General features: G+C 71.5%; 16 protein-coding genes. 8 read left to right on the top strand and 8 right to left on the bottom strand.

What is annotated here, in order from left to right:
- Positions 1 to 85 precede the first annotated feature (85 nt).
- A complete protein-coding gene (locus AB0I18_RS34450; RefSeq protein ID WP_363109602.1) occupies positions 86 to 1069 on the bottom strand; it encodes an aldo/keto reductase in 984 nt (327 codons plus the stop codon).
- A 175-nt stretch (positions 1070 to 1244) separates the two neighbouring features.
- Between AB0I18_RS34450 and AB0I18_RS34445 the strand changes: the two genes are divergently transcribed.
- The 3 genes from AB0I18_RS34445 (at position 1245) to AB0I18_RS34435 (ending at position 4502) form a co-directional block, all read left to right on the top strand.
- Positions 1245 to 2792, top strand: a complete 1548-nt coding sequence (locus AB0I18_RS34445; protein WP_363109601.1) for a CAP domain-containing protein — start codon at positions 1245 to 1247, stop codon at positions 2790 to 2792.
- Between the two features lie 125 nt (positions 2793 to 2917).
- Entirely contained in the window at positions 2918 to 3922 is a 1005-nt protein-coding gene (locus AB0I18_RS34440; protein WP_363109600.1) for a cation diffusion facilitator family transporter, read from the top strand.
- Between the two features lie 169 nt (positions 3923 to 4091).
- On the top strand, positions 4092 to 4502 hold the full coding sequence (locus tag AB0I18_RS34435; protein WP_363109599.1) for a helix-turn-helix transcriptional regulator: 411 nt from the start codon (positions 4092 to 4094) through the stop codon (positions 4500 to 4502).
- 173 nt (positions 4503 to 4675) lie between these two features.
- Here the strand turns inward: AB0I18_RS34435 and AB0I18_RS34430 are convergent, their stop codons facing one another.
- The 5 genes from AB0I18_RS34430 to AB0I18_RS34410 form a co-directional block, all read right to left on the bottom strand.
- Positions 4676 to 5284, bottom strand: coding sequence for an ATP-dependent Clp protease proteolytic subunit (locus AB0I18_RS34430; protein ID WP_363109605.1), 609 nt, complete (start codon positions 5282 to 5284; stop codon positions 4676 to 4678).
- Between the two features lie 10 nt (positions 5285 to 5294).
- Positions 5295 to 5957, bottom strand: coding sequence for an ATP-dependent Clp protease proteolytic subunit (locus AB0I18_RS34425; protein WP_363109604.1), 663 nt, complete (start codon positions 5955 to 5957; stop codon positions 5295 to 5297).
- 214 nt (positions 5958 to 6171) lie between these two features.
- Entirely contained in the window at positions 6172 to 7278 is a 1107-nt protein-coding gene (locus tag AB0I18_RS34420) for an FAD-dependent oxidoreductase (RefSeq protein WP_363109598.1), read from the bottom strand.
- 199 nt (positions 7279 to 7477) lie between these two features.
- The gene (locus AB0I18_RS34415) at positions 7478 to 8275 is read right to left on the bottom strand and encodes a GntR family transcriptional regulator (RefSeq protein WP_363109597.1); all 798 of its coding nucleotides are present in this window, start codon (positions 8273 to 8275) and stop codon (positions 7478 to 7480) included.
- 27 nt (positions 8276 to 8302) lie between these two features.
- Positions 8303 to 10483: an alpha-N-acetylglucosaminidase gene (locus AB0I18_RS34410; protein ID WP_363109596.1), complete on the bottom strand. Its 2181-nt coding sequence runs from the start codon at positions 10481 to 10483 to the stop codon at positions 8303 to 8305.
- A 341-nt stretch (positions 10484 to 10824) separates the two neighbouring features.
- Between AB0I18_RS34410 and AB0I18_RS34405 the strand changes: the two genes are divergently transcribed.
- The 4 genes from AB0I18_RS34405 to AB0I18_RS34390 all read left to right on the top strand — a co-directional run bounded on the left by AB0I18_RS34405 (position 10825) and on the right by AB0I18_RS34390 (position 14757).
- The gene (locus AB0I18_RS34405) at positions 10825 to 11559 is read left to right on the top strand and encodes a sugar isomerase domain-containing protein (protein WP_363109595.1); all 735 of its coding nucleotides are present in this window, start codon (positions 10825 to 10827) and stop codon (positions 11557 to 11559) included.
- Positions 11560 to 11601: 42 nt separating this feature from the next.
- The gene (locus AB0I18_RS34400; RefSeq protein WP_363109594.1) at positions 11602 to 12987 is read left to right on the top strand and encodes an extracellular solute-binding protein; all 1386 of its coding nucleotides are present in this window, start codon (positions 11602 to 11604) and stop codon (positions 12985 to 12987) included.
- Between the two features lie 97 nt (positions 12988 to 13084).
- On the top strand, positions 13085 to 13933 hold the full coding sequence (locus AB0I18_RS34395; RefSeq protein ID WP_363109593.1) for a sugar ABC transporter permease: 849 nt from the start codon (positions 13085 to 13087) through the stop codon (positions 13931 to 13933).
- Positions 13930 to 14757 carry a carbohydrate ABC transporter permease gene (locus tag AB0I18_RS34390; protein WP_363109592.1) on the top strand — a complete coding sequence of 276 codons (828 nt, stop codon included), beginning with the start codon at positions 13930 to 13932 and terminating at the stop codon, positions 14755 to 14757. Before AB0I18_RS34395 ends, AB0I18_RS34390 begins: the two co-directional genes overlap by 4 nt.
- Before the next feature lie 17 nt (positions 14758 to 14774).
- Here the strand turns inward: AB0I18_RS34390 and AB0I18_RS34385 are convergent, their stop codons facing one another.
- Both AB0I18_RS34385 and AB0I18_RS34380 read right to left on the bottom strand, forming a co-directional pair.
- A complete protein-coding gene (locus AB0I18_RS34385; RefSeq protein WP_363109591.1) occupies positions 14775 to 14999 on the bottom strand; it encodes a hypothetical protein in 225 nt (74 codons plus the stop codon).
- Between the two features lie 88 nt (positions 15000 to 15087).
- A complete protein-coding gene (locus AB0I18_RS34380) occupies positions 15088 to 16248 on the bottom strand; it encodes an ROK family transcriptional regulator (protein WP_363109590.1) in 1161 nt (386 codons plus the stop codon).
- Between the two features lie 164 nt (positions 16249 to 16412).
- On the opposite strand from AB0I18_RS34380, the gene AB0I18_RS34375 reads away from it, so the two are divergent.
- Positions 16413 to 17390, top strand: coding sequence for a sugar ABC transporter permease (locus AB0I18_RS34375; protein WP_363109589.1), 978 nt, complete (start codon positions 16413 to 16415; stop codon positions 17388 to 17390).
- The last annotated feature ends 8 nt before the right edge of the window (positions 17391 to 17398 follow it).

Here is a 17398-nt window from a genome sequence, read left to right as displayed (position 1 = left end):
CGCGCCCCTTACGGGGCTCGTCTGACGCGCCCCTCAGGGGCGCGGGGAACTGCGCGCTCAGCCCAGGACTGCCCGCAGACAACAGTCACCAGCGGCCTTCCACCTGCTCCTTGATCCGCCGCTCGTACAGGTCCGAGATCGCCGCGAGGGTCTCCTCGGGGAGCGGCGGCAGCTTGCCGGCCGCCGCGTTCGCGCGGGCCTGCTCCGGCGAGCGCGCGCCGGGGATCACACTGGTCACGCCCGGCTGCCGGACGATCCAGGCCAGCGCCAGCTGGGCCGGGGTGCAGCCTTCCGGCGCGAGGGCGGAGAACTCGGCCGCCGCCTCGACGCCGGTGGCGAAGTCGACCCCGGAGAAGGTCTCACCCTGATCGAAGGCCTCGCCGTGGCGGTTGAACGTCCGGTGGTCGTTCGCCGCGAAGACCGTTTCCTTCGTGTACTTGCCGGAGAGCAGCCCCGAGGCGAGGGGAACGCGGGCGATGATGCCGACGCCGGCCTCCCGCGCCGCGGGCAGGACCCGCTGGAGGGGCTTCATACGGAACGGGTTGAGGATGATCTGCACGCTGGCCACGCCCGGGCGGGCGATCGCCGTCAGCGCCTCCTCACACGTCTCGACGCTCACGCCGTACGCGGCGATCCGCTCCTCCTCGACGAGGGTGTCCAGGGCGTCGAAGACCTCGTCGGACGAGTACACGGGGGTGGGCGGGCAGTGCAGCTGCACCAGGTCGAGGCGGTCGACACCGAGGTTGCGCCGCGAACGGTCGTTCCAGGCGCGGAAGTTGTCGAGCACGTAGTTCTCCGGGATCTGGTCGACCCGGCGGCCCATCTTGGTCGCGACCAGCACGTGCAGGTCGGGCCTGCCCCGCAGGAACGTCGCGATGGTCTCCTCGCTCCGTCCGTCCCCGTACACGTCGGCCGTGTCGAAGAACGTCACCCCCGACTCTGCGGCGGCCTCCAGGACCGCCAGCGCGTCCTTGTCGTCCACGTCGCCCCAGTCGGCACCGAGTTGCCAGGTGCCGAGTCCGATCACCGATGCGTGCTGTCCTGACCTGCTGAATTCGCGCTCGTCCATGGGGTCAGTCTGGCACCCGGCCCGGTGCCGTCCGGACGCCGCCCCCACGTCCGCGACCCGGTACGGCCGCCCGTCAGTCTCACAGGTCAGGAACCCACGGGCACCGTCGGGACGTTGTCCGGGCAACGCCCCTCGGGGCGCGCACCATGACCCAGCACCCCGACAGGCGGCACCGATGAGCGAGCTGGTCCCCGGAGGCAACCTGCCCCTGCCGGGCGGCACCCTGACGTTCGAGGTGCCCGGTCCCTTCGACGTGTCCGCGCTCATCACCGACGACAGCGGCAAAGTGCGCGGCGACGGCGACTTCGTGTTCTACAACCAGCCGACCGCGCCCGGCACCCGACTGCACGGCGAGACGCTCACCGTCGACCCGCGCGGACTGCGGGCCGGGGCGAGCCGCGTCACCGTCGTCGTGAGTCCCGCCGAGCCCGGCACACCGCTCGGCAGGCTGCCCGCGCCGGCCCTGCGGGTGACCGGGGCGGGCGGTCGGGTCGTCGCCCGGTTCACCCCGCCGCGTCCCCAGCAGGAGACCGTGCTGCTGCTCGCCGAGATCTACCGCCGCGGGACCACCTGGAAGCTGCGCGCACTCGGCCAGGGGTACGCGGACGGTCTGGCCGGGATCGCGCGGGACTTCGGCGTCGAGGTGAGCGAGGACGCCGACGCGGCATCGGGCGGGGCCGCGGCACCTGGCGGCCCCGCTGCCGGCGGCTCCAGGAGCGCCGGTCTCACCACGGCCCTGGGCGCCGCGCGTGCCGGGCTCGGGAGGCTCCGGGGCGCCGGCCGCACACCGGCGGGGAGCACCAGCGGGGCTCCGGCCGGGGGCACTGGCAGGGCCCCGGCCGGGGGCACTGGCAGGGCCCCGGCCGGGGGCATCGGTACCGCCCCGGCCGGCGGCACCAGCACCTCACCACCCGTCGGATTCCCCCATGCTGCCCCCGTCGCAGGCGACCCCGACGGCTTCCTCGGGCTGGTGAACCCCGCCCGCGCCGCCGCCGGCGCCCCGCCCGTCTCCCTCGACGCCCGGCTGACCGCCGCGGCCCGGACGCACGCCGCGGGCATGGCCGCCCGCGGAAGCCTGGGCTCCGAGGGCGCGGACGGCCTCTCCGTCCACCAGCGCGTCACCGCGGGCGGCTACGCGTACCTCACGGTCGGCGAGCACCTCGTCTCGGGCCCGCGCACCCCGGCGGAGTTCATCGAGTACTGCCTCTCGGGCGAGCAGACCCGGCGTACGGTCCAGGACCCGGCGTTCACCGAGGTGGGCGTGGCGTACGTCCCCGACAACCGCTCCGGCACCCTCTACTGGACGGCTCTGTGGGCCCGCCCGCTCACCCCCGCGGGGCTGGCGCAGACGGCCGCCGAGGTCGTCGCGCTGACGAACGCCCACCGGGCCTCGGCCGGCCTGCCGCCCCTCGCCGGGGACGCCCTGCTCACCGCGGCGGCCCAGGCGCACAGCGCGGACATGGTGGCCCGCGCGTTCTACTCCCACACCTCCCCCGACGGCAGCGAGCCCTGGCACCGGGCCGCCGCCGCGGGCAGCACCCGGCGCACCATCGGCGAGAACATCGCCTGCGGCCAGCGCTCCGCCGCCGAGGTGGTGGAAGGCTGGATGAACAGCCCCGGCCACCGCGCCAACATCCTCAAGCCGGCCTTCACACACATAGGCGTCGGCTTCGCGGGCGGCGGCGCGGCAGGCACGTACTGGACGCAGCTCTTCGGCGCCTGACCGATCCGTCATCGCAGGTCACAGGCCTGTTAACGATGATGACAACGGTCACCGGTGCAGCCTTTGCCGATCTCCGCGAGGTGCGCTTCACTGCGGGGGTCGGACACCGGACCGAGGGGGACACAATGACCAGCGAGCACCACGACCACGATCATGGGTCGGGCGGGCACGCGGGGCACTCGCACGGTGTGGCCGCCGACGCGGACCGCCGGTGGCTCGCGATCGCCCTGACGCTGATCACCTCGTTCATGGCGGCCGAGGTCGTCATCGGCATCCTCGCCCAGTCGCTCGCCCTGATCTCCGACGCGGCGCACATGCTCACCGACGCCGTGTCCATCGTGCTGGCGCTCGTCGCGATGCGGCTGGCCGCGCGGCCGGCCCGCGGCGGATTCACGTACGGCCTCAAGCGGGCCGAGATCCTCTCCGCGCAGGCGAACGGGCTGACCCTGCTGCTGCTCGGCGCCTGGCTGGCGTACGAGGCGGTGCTGCGGCTGGTCGATCCGCCCGAGGTGGAGGGCGGGCTGGTGTTCGGCACGGCCCTGGCCGGGATCGTGGTGAACATCGCGGCGGCCTGGTGCATCTCGAAGGCCAACCGGACCTCGCTCAACGTCGAGGGTGCCTACCAGCACATCCTCAACGACCTCTTCGCGTTCATCGGCACCGCGATCGCCGGACTCGTCGTTCTGCTGACCGGCTTCGCGCGGGCCGACGCCATCGCGACACTGGTCGTGGTGGTCCTCATGGTCAAGGCCGGCTACGGGCTCGTACGGGAGTCGGGGCGGATCTTCCTGGAGGCGGCGCCCGCCCATCTCGACCCGGACAGCATCGGGGATCGGCTGGTCGCGCACGGGGCGGTCTCCGAGGTGCACGACCTGCATGTATGGACCATCACGTCCGGGCAGCCCGCCCTCTCCGCGCACGTCCTGGTCGAACCCGTCGCGGACTGCCACACCGTGCGGCGGGATCTGGAGAAGATCCTGCGGTGCGACTACGAGATCAACCACACCACCCTGCAGGTCGACCACGCCCCCGCGGAGATGCTGAACGTCCGCACCGGCGCCCACGACGACAGCTCGCACTGCGAGGCCCCGCACGGCCCGGTGCACCGCGACGAGCCGCATCTGCACTGACCCGCGGGTCGGCGAAGAGCACGGGCCCGACACCGATCGCCCGCTTCGGGCCGGTCGCGGCCCGGGGCGTGGTGGCGACGGCGACTACCGGACAGAGGGAGGGCCCTGATTCGCCGAGGGCAGAACGCAACTCCCTGTCTGACACGCGCCGCTCTCCTAGGCTGGGACGGTGAGCAGCCACGCGACAGACCGAGCCCGCGTCATTCCCCTGCGCCCCGTGCCGGCGGAGCCCGCCGAGCCGGCACCCAAGGAGCCGTTGTGGCGGGACGTCGTGGGTGACGTCCTGCGGCGCGAGCGGCTCGCTCAGGAGCGGACGCTCAAGGACGTCGCCGACGCCGCCCGGATCTCGATGCCGTACCTCTCCGAGCTGGAACGCGGCCGCAAGGAAGCCTCTTCCGAGGTCCTCGCGGCCGCTGCGCACGCGCTCGGCCTCGCGCTCGCGGATCTGCTCGTCCTGGCCCACGGCCGCCTCGTCCAGCAGGCTCAGCAGGCCCGTCCGGTCCGTCCGCTCAGGTCCCGTACCGCGCCCCGGCACACCGAGGCGCAGTCCCGGCTGGGCGACGTGCGGCTCGCCGCCTGAGAGCCGGTGTCTGAACCCCCGTCGTCCGCGCGGAGCGCGGGCGCGCAGCGGCGTTCGGTGCGTGCCCTCGGCGTGCGGCGGCGACGTACGGCGAGGGCGCGTGCCGGGCGTCGGGGCGCAGGCGGGGGTTCAGACACCGGCTCTCCGGCAGCCGGGCTCCCGAGGCGGCGGCGTCAGGCGGCGGCGGACAGCAGCCGTCGGCTGAGCACCTCGTCGGCGAGTCCGTACGCCACCGCCTCCTGTGCGGTGAAGACCTTGTCGCGGTCCATGTCGGCGCGCAGGGTCTCGACGGAGTGGTGGGTGTGCAGGGACAACACCTCCTCGGCCTGGGCGCGGATGCGGAGCATCTCCTTGGCCTGGAGGCTGAGGTCGGAGACCGTGCCCCGCGCACCGCCGCTCGCGGGCTGGCCGAGCAGCACCCTGGCGTGTTCCAGGATGAAGCGCCGCCCGGGGTCTCCGCCGGCCAGCAGCACCGCCGCGGTCGAGGCCGCCTGTCCGACGCAGAACGTCGAGATGGGCGCGCTGACGAAGCTCATCGTGTCGTAGATCGCCATGAGCGAAGTGAACGAGCCCCCGGGCGAGTTGAGGTAGATCGCGATCTCCCGTTCGGGGCCCGACGACTCCAGATGGAGAAGCTGCGCGATGACGACGTTGGCGACACCGTCGTCGATCTCGGTGCCGAGGAAGATGATCCGCTCGGACAGCAGCTTGCTGTAGATGTCGTACGCGCGCTCGCCCTGCGGGGTGCGCTCGACGACGTTCGGGATCGTGTACCGGCTCATGGCGTCCATGTCAGAGTCCCATCCGTCGCTTCGAAGTGGCCGGGCGGACGTCGTCGAGGGACTCGACGACGCGGTCGACCATGCCGTACGCCATCGCCTGTTCGGCCGTGAACCAGCGGTCGCGGTCGCCGTCGCGGGAGATCGTCTCCTCGGTCTGGCCGGTGTGTTCGGCGGTGATCCGCTCGATGGTCTGCTTGGTGAACTGCAGGTTCTCGGCCTGGATGGCGATGTCGGCGGTGGTGCCGCCGATACCGGCCGAGGGCTGGTGCATCATGATCCGCGCGTTCGGCAGCGTGTAGCGCTTGCCGCGCGTGCCGACGGTGAGCAGGAACTGCCCCATGCTCGCGGCGAATCCCATGGCCAGGGTCGCCACGTCGTTGGGGATGAGCCGCATCGTGTCGTAGATCGCCAGTCCCGCGTGGACGGAACCGCCCGGGCTGTTGATGTAGAGGCCGATATCGGTGCGCGAGTCCTCCGCGGAGAGCAGGAGCAGCTGGGCGCAGACGCGGTTCGCGGAGACCTCGTCGACCTGGGTGCCCAGGAACACGATGCGCTGGTTGAGGAGTTGGGCGGCGAGATGGTCGTCGAACCGGGACGGATGGGTGTCTCCCTCCTCCGCCCTGGGTGCCGGGGCCGGGGCCCGGCCGGTACCGATTCCGGTGCCGATTCCCATGCCGGGCCCGGTGCTGAAGGGTGCCATCGCTCCTCCTTGGGGTGGCCGCGGCCCGAGTCGCCGCGGTGTCTCCACCTTCGGTCCGCAGGACCCGCCGCGTAAGGAATCTTGGCCCGCAGCAGATTCGCTGACGGCAGAGCGGCCGGATCACGGGGAGGAGCGGGCAGCGCGCGGCCGAGCCGTCGGAGCCGACCGTTCGGAGGGCGGGCCCGAATCAGGGGGCGGAGCGGCCGAGTTGGCGGTGCATATGGGATACGAGGAGGTTCCTGGCCTTCATCCCGGCGGTCGTGCGGCCGCCCAGGACGGCGGTCTCTCCGCCGGGCATGGGCAGCACGGTGATCCCGTCGGCCGGACCGAACGGCACCGAGAGGGGCGCGCGGCGCATGGGGCGGTGCAGGCGCGGCTCCTTGCGGTGCTTGCCGGAACTCTCGAGGTAGGCGCGGATGTTGTGCGCCGCCACGTCGCCGTGGGTCGTCGCCGCCGGGGCGATCTTGGCCTCGCTCACGTCGGTCACGTCGCCGACGGCGAAGACGTCCAGCCGTCCGTCGACCCGCAGCAGCCGGTCGACCTTGACGTGTCCCGTCTCGTTGAGCCAGTCGCCGTGTCTGCCAAGCCGCAGCCAGAGGGTGTTGGGGGTGGTACCGGTGGCCCAGAACGACATGTCGGCGGCGAAGGTGTTGCCGCGCGCGTCCCGGTAGGTGCCGAAGTCGTTGCCCGGCGAGACGAAGGCGTCAAGCCGCACCTCCACCTCGTGGGACTCCAGCCAGGCCAGGGCCCTCCGTCCGGCCCGCGCGCTGCCGGTGGCGTCGAGCAGCTCCGTTCCCGCGTGGGCGAGGGTCACCCGGGCGTCGGGGCGGGCCAGCCGGATCTCGGCGCTGAGTTCCACGCCCGAAGGTCCGCCGCCGACCACCAGGATGCTGCCGGCACCGGCGATGCGCTCCTGGTGCTGCCGGAAGGACTTGGCCGCCTCCTCCTCGCTGGAGCCGGTGAAGCGGGCGGGCTCGGGGTAGTCGGCACCCGTGGCGATCACCACCACGTCGTAGGGCAGCCGCTCCCCCGTGGCCAGCACCACGTGCCGTTCGCCTTCTTCCACCCGGACGGCTTTGCCCACGACCACACGGCCGTTGCGCAGCAGCCGGTCGTACGGGATGAAGGGCGCCGTGGTCCAGTCACTGCGCGCGCTGGCACGCAGGGAGGCGATCCGGTGGAAGAAGACGTCCTTGCGGTCCACCAGCGTGACCCGAGCGACCTCGTCCAGCCGTTTGGCCAGCCGGACACCCGCGTAGCCACCCCCGATCACCACGACGTCGGCGTCATGCATCCCGGGCCTCCCCTCGTGCGGACGGGAACGGCGGATCACGACGTACGGCCGTGCGACCACTCCCTCGCGCACGAGCCTAGCCATTGAAGGTTCAAGAGAATGTCGGGAAGCGTGTACATCCGGTGAAACAGCGGGCGGACGGGCCCAGTTGTTCTGGTGAGCCGAGCGATTCCGGTGGCGTCCGGGCGGGCCCGCCCGCTTACTTCGTCACCACCAGCGAGAACTCGTACAGGTCGCCCCGGCACAGCGACTCGCCGTACTCCACGACATGCCCCGTGTCGTCGAACGCCGTGCGCCGCACCAGCAGGGCGGCGGAACCCTCCTTCACGCCGAGCAGCCCCGCCTGGCGGCCGGTGACGTTGACCGCCCGGATCTGCTGGGTCGCCCGGACCACCCGGACACCGTGGGTCACCTGCAGTGCCTCGGACAGGGACCCCTGCAGCTGCGATTCGTCGAGGTTCGGAAAGCGCTCGGCGGAGAGGTAGACCGTCTCCAGGCAGATGGGGAAGTCGTCGCCGAGGCGCAGCCGTTCGATGCGGTGGAGGGTGGTGCCGGGGTCGACGCCGAGGGCCGTGGAGTGGTGCAGGTCGGCCTCGACCAGCTCCGCGGCGAGGAGTTCGGCGCCGGGGCGGTAGCCGCGCGACCGCAGGTCCTCCGAGAACGAGGTGAGCGCCGACGTCTTGGTGATCTGCGGGTGCGAGACGAAGGTTCCCACGCCCCGCACGCTGCGGATGAGTCCGTCCTCGCGCAGCGCCTGGAGCGCGCGCCTGGCCGTCGCCCTGCTGACCTCGTACCTCTCGGCGAGCCTGCGTTCGGTGGGCAGCGCCTCGTCGGGCCGCATCCGGGCGATGTCGGCCTGGAGCCGCCGCCGCAGCGCCTCGTGCTTGTAGGACTCCGCCGTGTCGGACTCTGCCTTGTCGGATTCCGTTCGGCCGGACTCCGTTTTGCCGGACTGCGTCACCGGGCCGTCGTCTCTTCGCCTGTCCTCGACCGTCACATTCACTCCGCGGTTCGTACGTGTCCGCTATCGCCGATGGGCGCGGTAACGGGGCATCAGCGTACGCACCGCGTCCAGGGTCGTTCCGGCGGTGTCCGGGCCGGGCCGGGCCGTCTCGCCCCGGAGGGTGGTCCAGTGCTCCTCCCAGTCGATCAGGGACGTCTCGAACTCCTCGGCGCGGTAAGGGGATCCGGTCTCCAGCGCGTGGGCGATGTGCTCGTACCAGCGCTGCCAGCGAGGGAGGTAGAAGGAGCGGACGAGGCCGGACCAGTGCCGGCCCGAGTAGTCGTGCAGCTCGCTGCGGGCGTGCCCCCAGAGGGTGAGGATGCGCCGCGCGTTCGCCTCGTACAGGTCGGCCTCGGCGGGGGTGGCTGCCCAGCTCCTGGCGTCGGCCAGCCAGCCGGCCAGCCGGTGTTCGGGCCGGGTGGCCAACAGTGTGTCCAGGTCCTCGATGGTGGTGAGCAGCGCGGTGACGGCGACACGGAAGCGGTCGGCGTCCCGGGCCAGGGCCGCGTCCGCCGCCCGCCGCTGTTGGCCGCACGCCACATGCGTGAGCACCTGCGCGGTGACGTCGCACAGGTCCCGGCCGAGCGGACCGGCGCCCTCGTCCTTCTCCGTCTCCTTGTCCGCCTCCTGCTCCGCCTCGTTCACCAGCAGCGTCCAGGCCTCGGCCAGCCCTGGCGGCACGGTGGGGGAAGCGGGCGCCGCCAGGTGCACCGGGAGCTCCGGGCGCAGGTCGCCTCGCAGGGTGGGCCGGCAGACGATGACGGAGCCCGGCGGGCCGGGGCCGTCGGCGGCGTAGACGGTGTCGTGCAGCAGCTCCCAGGCGCGCAGCAGTCCCGGGGTCCGGCGGCCGTAGCGGGCCTCGGTCCAGTTCGCCAGCCATGCCCGTACGTCCCCGATGCCGCCCTGCCAGGCGACGTCGGCCAGCAGTTCGTACAGGACCGGGTCGCCGCCGAACGCCTCCATGCTCGCGCCGACCCCGGCGAGCGAGCTCCCGCGGTCGTCGGCGCGCGCCTCCGCGGCGCCGGTGGCGATCCGGTCCAGGTGTCCGTAGAGCCCGGGCCGTCCGCCGAGGCTGTGCAGCATGCACCACACCCATGGCTTGCCCCGGTAGCCGCCGGTGCGCCGCCAGACCGGCTTGTGCTCGGCCCAGAGGTCCAGGATCAGCATCCGGTCGTCCGGGATCGCGTCGAGGAAGGCCCGGGTCCGCTCCGCCGTCCAGTAGTCGGGGCGGTAGGAGAAGGGCCATGCCTGGAGTACCCAGGTGGCCTGGTCGTCCACGGCCGTCATGACGCCGTGCACGGCTCGCGCGACCCGGGCGAGGTCCGCCGGCTCGGTCACCGGGGGCGTCGTCTCGATGAACGGATCGGCGGCGTAGTGGTGGTCGGTGCCGAACAGCCGGTGCTGCTCGGTCAGCAGCGTGACGCCGAACTCCTCGAACAGCGGGTCGCGCGGGTCCAGGACGCGGACCTCGAAGTCCCACCAGGGAAGAGCCGTCGACCGGGCGCTCCGATCCTCGGCCAGTTCCCGGGGCACATGCCCGGAGAAGCCCTGGAGGACCGGCCGCATGCCCAGGGAGCGCTCCCGGTCCAGGATGCGGCGGCCCAGCTCGGCGTGGCCGTCGATCCAGCTCTGCGGGAGGGGGCCGCACCAGCCGGCGGCCGAGGCGAGCCAGTTCCACGGGAGGTAGGCCGGGCCGCCGAGGAACCGCCGGGCCGCCTCGTCGTCGAGACCGGTCCGCAGGAGGGCCCGCTGCCAGGCCGCTTCCATGCCGGTCATCGCCAGCGGCGTGGTGACACCGTGCAGCGCCATCCAGTCGATGTGGCGTTCCCAGCGCTCCCAGTCCCAGAACGCCGTGGTGTAACCGAAGGTGCAGACGTTGAAGTGGTAGCGGTGCGCGTACGGCGACGTCGTCCGGGCGGCCGTGCCGATGCGCGGCAGGCGGTCCGGCAGCCGGGGCACGGGGGCGTCCCAGGTGATCTGCGTCCGGCACGCGGTCCGCAGGTACCAGCGCAGCGCCGAGGCGACCGCGACGCCGCTGGAGCCGCGCAGCGCCACACCCGCCGACCCGGTGTCGACCTCGAACCAGTCGAGCCCCGCCTCCCCGGCCGCCCCGGGCACCACCTCGGCGGTGAACTCCGCTGCCCGGCCCCCGAGGAGCCGCCGCAGCAGGTCCCGGGCAGCCCGGTCCGCCGGACTTCGCACGCCTCGTTCTCCGGGTGGTGTCATCGTCCGGACCGGCTCCTGCCGACGTCGACTGTGGTACGTACCACGAGTCACTCAGGCTAGGTTCGACACAGCGGGACGGTCAAGGAAACGAACTGTGCGGATGGTGAGTTGGTCGGGAGACTGTGCAGCCACTGGACCCTCTGGTACGGTCCACAGCCACGCCAGCGGCTCTCCAGCCGCCGCCTCCGACGAGAGGACGGCCAGGACAGCGAGATGCAGTCGACCCAGCGCACCGCGGCACCCAGCACGGCACCGGCCCGCTGCCCGAACCCTCCGTCGCGCCGACTCGCCCCCGACCCCCAGGTGGCCTCCACACGATGAACGCCGATCTCGCCTACTTCGCCGCTCTCCAGGAGAACCTCACCGAGCTGGCCACGGCCGAGCAACCCGCCATCGAGCGGGCCGCCGGGGCCATCGCGGACAGCATCGCCGCCGGGGGTGTCGTCCACTACTTCGGCAGTGGCCACTCGCAGCTCGTGGCCATCGAACCGCTGCTGCGCGCGGGCGGCCTCGCCCCCGTCAACGTCATCGCCGACCCGGCCCTCTCCCCCGTCGCCCCTCGGCACGCGGGGGCGGCCGAGCGCGTCGGCGGATACGCGGCGGCGATCCTGGGCACGGCGGACATCAGGCCCGGCGAGGTGGTGGTGGTCATCTCCAACTCCGGTATCAACGCCGTGCCGGTCGAGTTCGCGCTCGGCGCCCGTGAACTCGGCGCGACCGTCGTCGCCGTCACCAACCGGGCCCACTCGCTGGCCGCCGAGTCCCGGCACGCCGGCGGGCAGCGGCTGCTCGACATCGCGGACATCGTCATCGACACGCACGGCCGCCCCGGCGACGCCGTCGTGCCCCTGGGCGAGCTCACCGTGGGAGCCCTGTCCACGGTGGTGGGAGCGGCGCTCGTCAACGCACTCACCTGCCGGGCGGCCGAGCTGCTCGCCGAACACCACGGGCAGGCCCCGCCGTTGATCGTCAGTCAGAACACCGGCGAGGACGCCGAGCACCACAACAACGCTCTGCTGGAGAAGGTCAAGGACCGCTGTCCTCGCGGCTGACCCGGCCACCGATCCGCCCGACCAGGCCCCGCAAGGAGGTCGATGATGGACAGCCCGCACCAGGTGCGGCGCGTGCGCCGCCGCATGGACAGCCCTCGCCGAGTGCGCCGCCGTATCGCGGCGCTGGTCTGCGCCGTCGCCCTCGTACTGCCGCTCGCCGCCTGCGACGCGCTCACCCCCGGCAGCGCGGCCGAGGCGCCGGGGCAGCGCAGCATGCCGTCCTCGACCGCGGTGCCGGACGAGGACATCACCCTGCGCCTCCAGTTCGCCGACGCCCCGCTGATGGTCGACGCGCTGATCGCGGCGTTCGAGAAGGATCATCCGCGGATCACCGTCGAGCCGCAGTACAAGACGTTCTCCGACTACGTCCAGAACCTGAAGCTCACCATGACCTCGGACACCGCCCCCGACATCGCGCAGTACGCGGTCGGGATGACCGACCTCGCGGCGGACGGCCACATCCTCGACCTGGCGCCCTACCGGGAGGCGTACGGCTGGGACGAGTCGATCCCCGCGGTCAGCCTCGACCAGCTCACCGCCGGGCGGACCAGCGAGGCCACCGGCGGGCGCGCCCTGTTCGGCGTCCCGGCCGGTCTGTCGATGACCGGCATCTACTACAACAAGGACCTCGCCGAACAGGCCGGGATCGACGGCCCGCCCAGCACGGTGGCCGAGTTCGAGGACCAGCTGGCCGCCGCGAAGGACGCGGGCCTGACACCGCTCGGCGTCGGCGGCCTCGACTCCGGTGGCCTGCACCTGTGGGCCGCCCTCCTCAACCAGACCATGCCCACGGACGACTACTGGGACTGGGTCAACGGCACCGAGGGCGCCACCATCGAGGGACGGGCCGGGACCACGGCCAGCGAGAAGGTCATCGAGTGGGGCCGCGAGGGCTACTACAACGAGTCCGCCAACGGCACCGCACAGATCGACTCCACCGCCCAGTTTTCCCAGGGCGACAGCGTCTTCCTGATCAACGGCAACTGGGCCGCGGGGCAACTGGCCACCGTCATGGGGGACAACGTCGGCTTCTTCCCGATGCCCGGCGTAGACGCCTCCGATCCCACCGTGGCCTCGGGCTTCAGCGTGTCGTACGCCGTCTCGTCCCGGACCGAACACCCGGAGGCGGCGGGCGCGTTCCTCGACTTCCTGACCACACCCGAGGCCGGCCAGATCATCAGTGACAACGGCTTCCTGCCGCCCAACCCGAAGGGCGTGGCGAAGCCGGAAGGCGTGCTCGCCGACGTCGCCGAAGGCCATCGGCGGGCCGTCGCCGACGACGGGATCACCACGTTCCCCGACTTCGCCGCCCCCGCCATGCTCGACAGGCTGCGCTCCGGCGTCCAGAAGCTCATCGCGGGCCGCATCGAGCCCGCGGACTACCTCGACTCACTTCAGGACGAGTGGGAGGAACACCATGGGGAGTAGGCCGCCGACTCCGGCCCCGGCTCCGGGTGCCCCGGCAACAGCTGCCTCGGTTCCGGGTGCTCGAGCTCCAGGTACCAAGTCCCGCAGGCGCAGCCCGTTGCGCGGCTACGTGTACGTACTGCCCGCCTTCGCCGTCTACCTCGTCTTCGCGGTCCTGCCGGCCCTGCACACGGCGTATCTCTCGCTGTTCGAGTGGGACGGCGTCACGCTGGGCGACTGGGTCGGTCTCGGCAACTACCAGGAGATCTTCCAGGACCCGGTACTGCGGCAGTCCGTGGTCAACGCCCTGGTGCTGGTGGTGTTCTTCTCCTTCATTCCCATCGCGATCGGCCTGGCGATGACCGGCCTGCTGGCCCGTTACCGGCGGCCCGGCATGGCGGCGTACCGCTTCCTGTTCATGCTGCCGCAGGTCATACCGCTGGTCGCGGTGGGCGTGACCTGGCGCTGGCTGTACGGGGACGACGGGCTGGTGAACCAGGCGTTCCGCGCGGTAGGCCTCGACGGGGTCACCCGGGCCTGGCTCGGTGACTTCGGCGCCGCGCTGATCGCGGTGGGCCTGGTCGGCACGTGGGTGCTGAGCGGTCTGTGCATGATGCTCTTCCTCAGCGGTGTGCAGAAGGTGGATCCGAGCCTGTACGAGGCGGCCCGCATCGACGGGGCGGGCCCGGTCCGGGAGTTCCTCTCCGTCACCCTGCCGCATCTGCGCGGCGAACTCGCCATCGCGATGACCGTGACGACGGTGGCCGCGCTGGCCAGCTTCGACATCGTGTACGTGACGACGAACGGAGGCCCGGGCGAGCAGACGACCGTTCCGGGCCTCCTCGTGTACCGGCTGGCGTTCTCCGAGGGCAAGGTCGGGCTCGCCGCGGCGCTGGCCGTCGTCCTCGGCTGCCTGATCCTCGCCATCGTCTACCTCATCAACCGGCTGTCGAGGGCGGAGAAATGAACAACGCCCCCCGAACGGAACGCTGGTCCGGCTACGCGCTGCTGACCGTCATGGCGATCGCCGTCGTGATCCCGTTCCTCAGCGTCTTCCTCGCCTCCCTGCAGCCGGCGGGCACGCCGGTGGTGGGGCTGACCTGGCCGGAGCGGTGGAGCTGGGACAACTACGAGCAGGCGTGGTCGGTGGCGGGCTTCTCCGACCTCATCCGCCACAGCCTCATCATCGCGGTCGGTGTCGTGCCCGCCTCCCTGGTCCTCGCCGCGCTGGCGGGCTACGCGCTGGGCACCATGCGCCTGCCGGGCGGCAACGCGGTCGCGGCCTTCTTCATCGCGGGCCTGACGATCCCGGTCGAACTGATCGTGGTGCCCCTCTACTTCGACCTGCGGGGCGTCGGCCTGACCAACTCCTACCTGGGCGTGATCCTGGTGGAGATCGCGCTGTTCATGCCGTTCAGCGTGTTCTGGATGCGCACCCACTTCCAGTCCACGCCTCAGTCGCTGGTGGAGGCGGCCCGTATCGACGGCGCCTCGTCGGGCACGATCCTGCTCCGGATCCTGCTGCCGCTGGCCCGTCCGTCGCTGATGACGCTCGGCCTGCTCGTCTTCATGTGGTCGTGGAACCAGTTCCTGCTGGTGCTGGTCCTCATCCAGGACACCACCAAGCACACGGCACCCGCGGGCCTCGGCTTCTTCGTCGGGCAGAACAGCACGGACATCCCCACGCTGGCCGCGGGCACGATCATCGTGATGCTGCCGATCCTGATTCTCTTCGTGATCTTCCAGCGCAGCTTCATCGCGGGACTGCTTCAGGGGGCGACGAAGGGGTGACGGCTCGGGCGGCTCGGTCAGGCCGCCTTCGTCCCCTGCTGGGTCCCACGCTGCGTCGTCGGGTGCGGAGAGAGCGCCGACCACTCGAGGACGAGCCGCTGGTACTCCCGCCGCTGCTCGCCGCTCAGCGTCCCACCGGCTCGCAGCCACAGGGCCCGGATCTCCTCGTTGACCACGGCCGCCGATCGCTCGGCAGCCGATCGCTCGGCGGCGAACGGAACACGACGTTGAGTGGTGGACATGCCGTGAATCATACGGGCCCCGGCGTGAAGACCATGTGAGGAGTGACTGTCACCTGGGCTACTTACCGGTAACCGATCGACTACAGGATCAGGCCGCGGCGGAGCCCAGGACCAGCACCTGGATCGCCAGCACAGCGGCACCCCGCGCCCAGTCGTGGAAGTCGGACACCTTGGTCTCCAGGTTGACCGGCTCCGCCCGCGGATGGCGGTTGGCGAGGATCGCCTCCTCGACCGCGGGCGCCGCCACGTCGACCAGCCCCACGCCCTCACCGGCGAGGAGGATCTTCTGGGGGATGGCGAAATTGGCGATCTGCGCCACCAGGGTGCCCAGCGCACGGGCCGCCTCGTCGACGACGCGCGCGGCCATCGGCTCGCCCTCGGCGGCGAGGGCGAGGATCTCGTCGTACGACACGTCGCGGCCGGTGGCGGCCCGCACCTGATAGCGGATGCTGGGGATGGTCAGCAGGGAGACGGCGCTGCCGCGGGCCCCCTCGGGGGTGAGCGGGCCGTTGGGGTCCACGATCCAGTGGCGGCCGACGCCCAGGCCGTCCTCCGCGGTCGCGACCCGTTTGCCGCCGCTCACCAGCCCGTAGCCGAGGCCCGCGCCGATGGTGAGGACCGCGAACCGGTCGAGTCCGCGTCCCGCGCCGAACCAGCTCTCGGCCTCGACGAGTGCGTTGACGTCGTTCTCGACGACGGCGGGCAGCCCGGTGCGCTCCTCGACGAGGCGGGCCAGCGGAACGTCGTGCCAGCCGAGGAAGGCCGACTCGTCGACGACCGACCGGTCCTGGGCGCGGCCGCCGAGACCGATGCCGATGCCGGCCAGGCCGGGAAAGGTGCGCGCGAACTCGTCCGTCAACTCGCCCAGTACGTCCACCACTTCGCTCGGGTCATGGCTGGCGAGCGGGAGGTCGTGGCGGGCCACGATGTCGCTTCTGAGCGTGGTGACGACGCCGTAGACCATGTCCTCGGTGATCTTGAAGCCGAGGAAGGTGCGGGAGTCGGCGACGATGTCGAGGGGCTGGGAGGGGCGGCCCTGGCGGGCCTCGGGAAGTGCGGCACCCTCGGCGACCTCGACCAGCAGGCCCGACTCGATGAGCGGCTTCGTCAGCCGGGTGAGGCTGCCCGCCGAGAGGTCGAGTCGCCGGGCGATGTCGGTGCGCGACAGCGGGCCGTGCGTGAGCACCTCGATGGCGACGGCGCGTTCACCGGGACTGAGTGGCAGCCAACTGCCGACGCGTGCGGTCATGAGCCCGCTCTCACCACCTTTTCTTTCGACACAGAACCAATAGCGTCACCCTACGTGCCGATCTACGTCAGGAAAAGATATCTGCACGACTCTTGACGGCTGGATTCTTTCGCCTCAAAAGTAAGTGGGGCCCGAGGATGAGCCGCAGACGAGGGAGTCTCCCGATGACCGTCGCCTCCAGCAGCCCTCCGTCGCGTCTGCCACTGCGCGGCGTCGAGGGGACAGAGCCGAAACCCAGGACCGGCAGGAAGCGAGCGCGCGAACGGGACGGTGGCGGCCACGGTGACGGAGCCCTCGCAGCGCTCTTCATCGCGCCGGCCATGCTGGGGTTCCTGGTCTTCCTGCTCTGGCCCACGCTGCGCGGCATCTGGCTCAGCTTCACCCGCTACAACCTGCTGACCCCGTCGGAGTGGGTGGGCCTCGACAACTACCGGCGCATGGTCGACGACCCCATCTTCTGGGACTCGTTGAAGGTCACCGTCGAGTACGTGTTCATCAACATCGGCGTCCAGACGGTGTCCGCCCTCGCCATCGCCGTCCTCCTCCAGCGGCTCACCCAGTCGGCGGTGCTGCGGGGCATCGTGCTGACGCCGTACCTGATGTCGAACGTCGTCGCCGGCATCGTCTGGCTGTGGATGCTCGACACCCAGCTCGGCATCGGCAACGAGATCATCGCGGGCCTGGGCTTCGACCGGATCCCGTTCCTGGCGGACGAGACCTGGGCGATCCCGACCATCGCGCTGATCAACGTGTGGCGGCACGTCGGCTACACCGCCCTGCTGCTCTTCGCCGGTCTGCAGGCCATCCCGAACGACATGTACGAGGCGGCGAAGGTGGACGGCGCCAGCGAGTGGCGGATGTTCTGGCGCATCACGATGCCGCTGCTGCGGCCGGTGCTCGCGGTGGTCCTGATCATGACCGTGATCGGTTCGTTCCAGGTCTTCGACACCGTCGCGGTGACGACCAACGGCGGTCCGGCGAACGCGACGAACGTGCTCCAGTTCTACATCTACGGCTCGGCGTTCGGCCGCTTCCAGTTCGGCTACGCCTCGGCGATGTCCGTGGCGCTCCTGGTCGTGCTCAGCGTGATCACCATCATCCAGTACCGGATCACCCGGGCCGGCCAGACCGACCTCGGCTGAGCGGAAGG

The sequence above is a fragment of the Streptomyces sp. NPDC050704 genome, assembly GCF_040654355.1.
In the GTDB taxonomy this organism is placed as follows: Bacteria; Actinomycetota; Actinomycetes; order Streptomycetales; family Streptomycetaceae; genus Streptomyces.
Note: the sequence above shows the minus strand (reverse complement) of the source record. Positions and strands in the feature narration are given on the sequence as shown.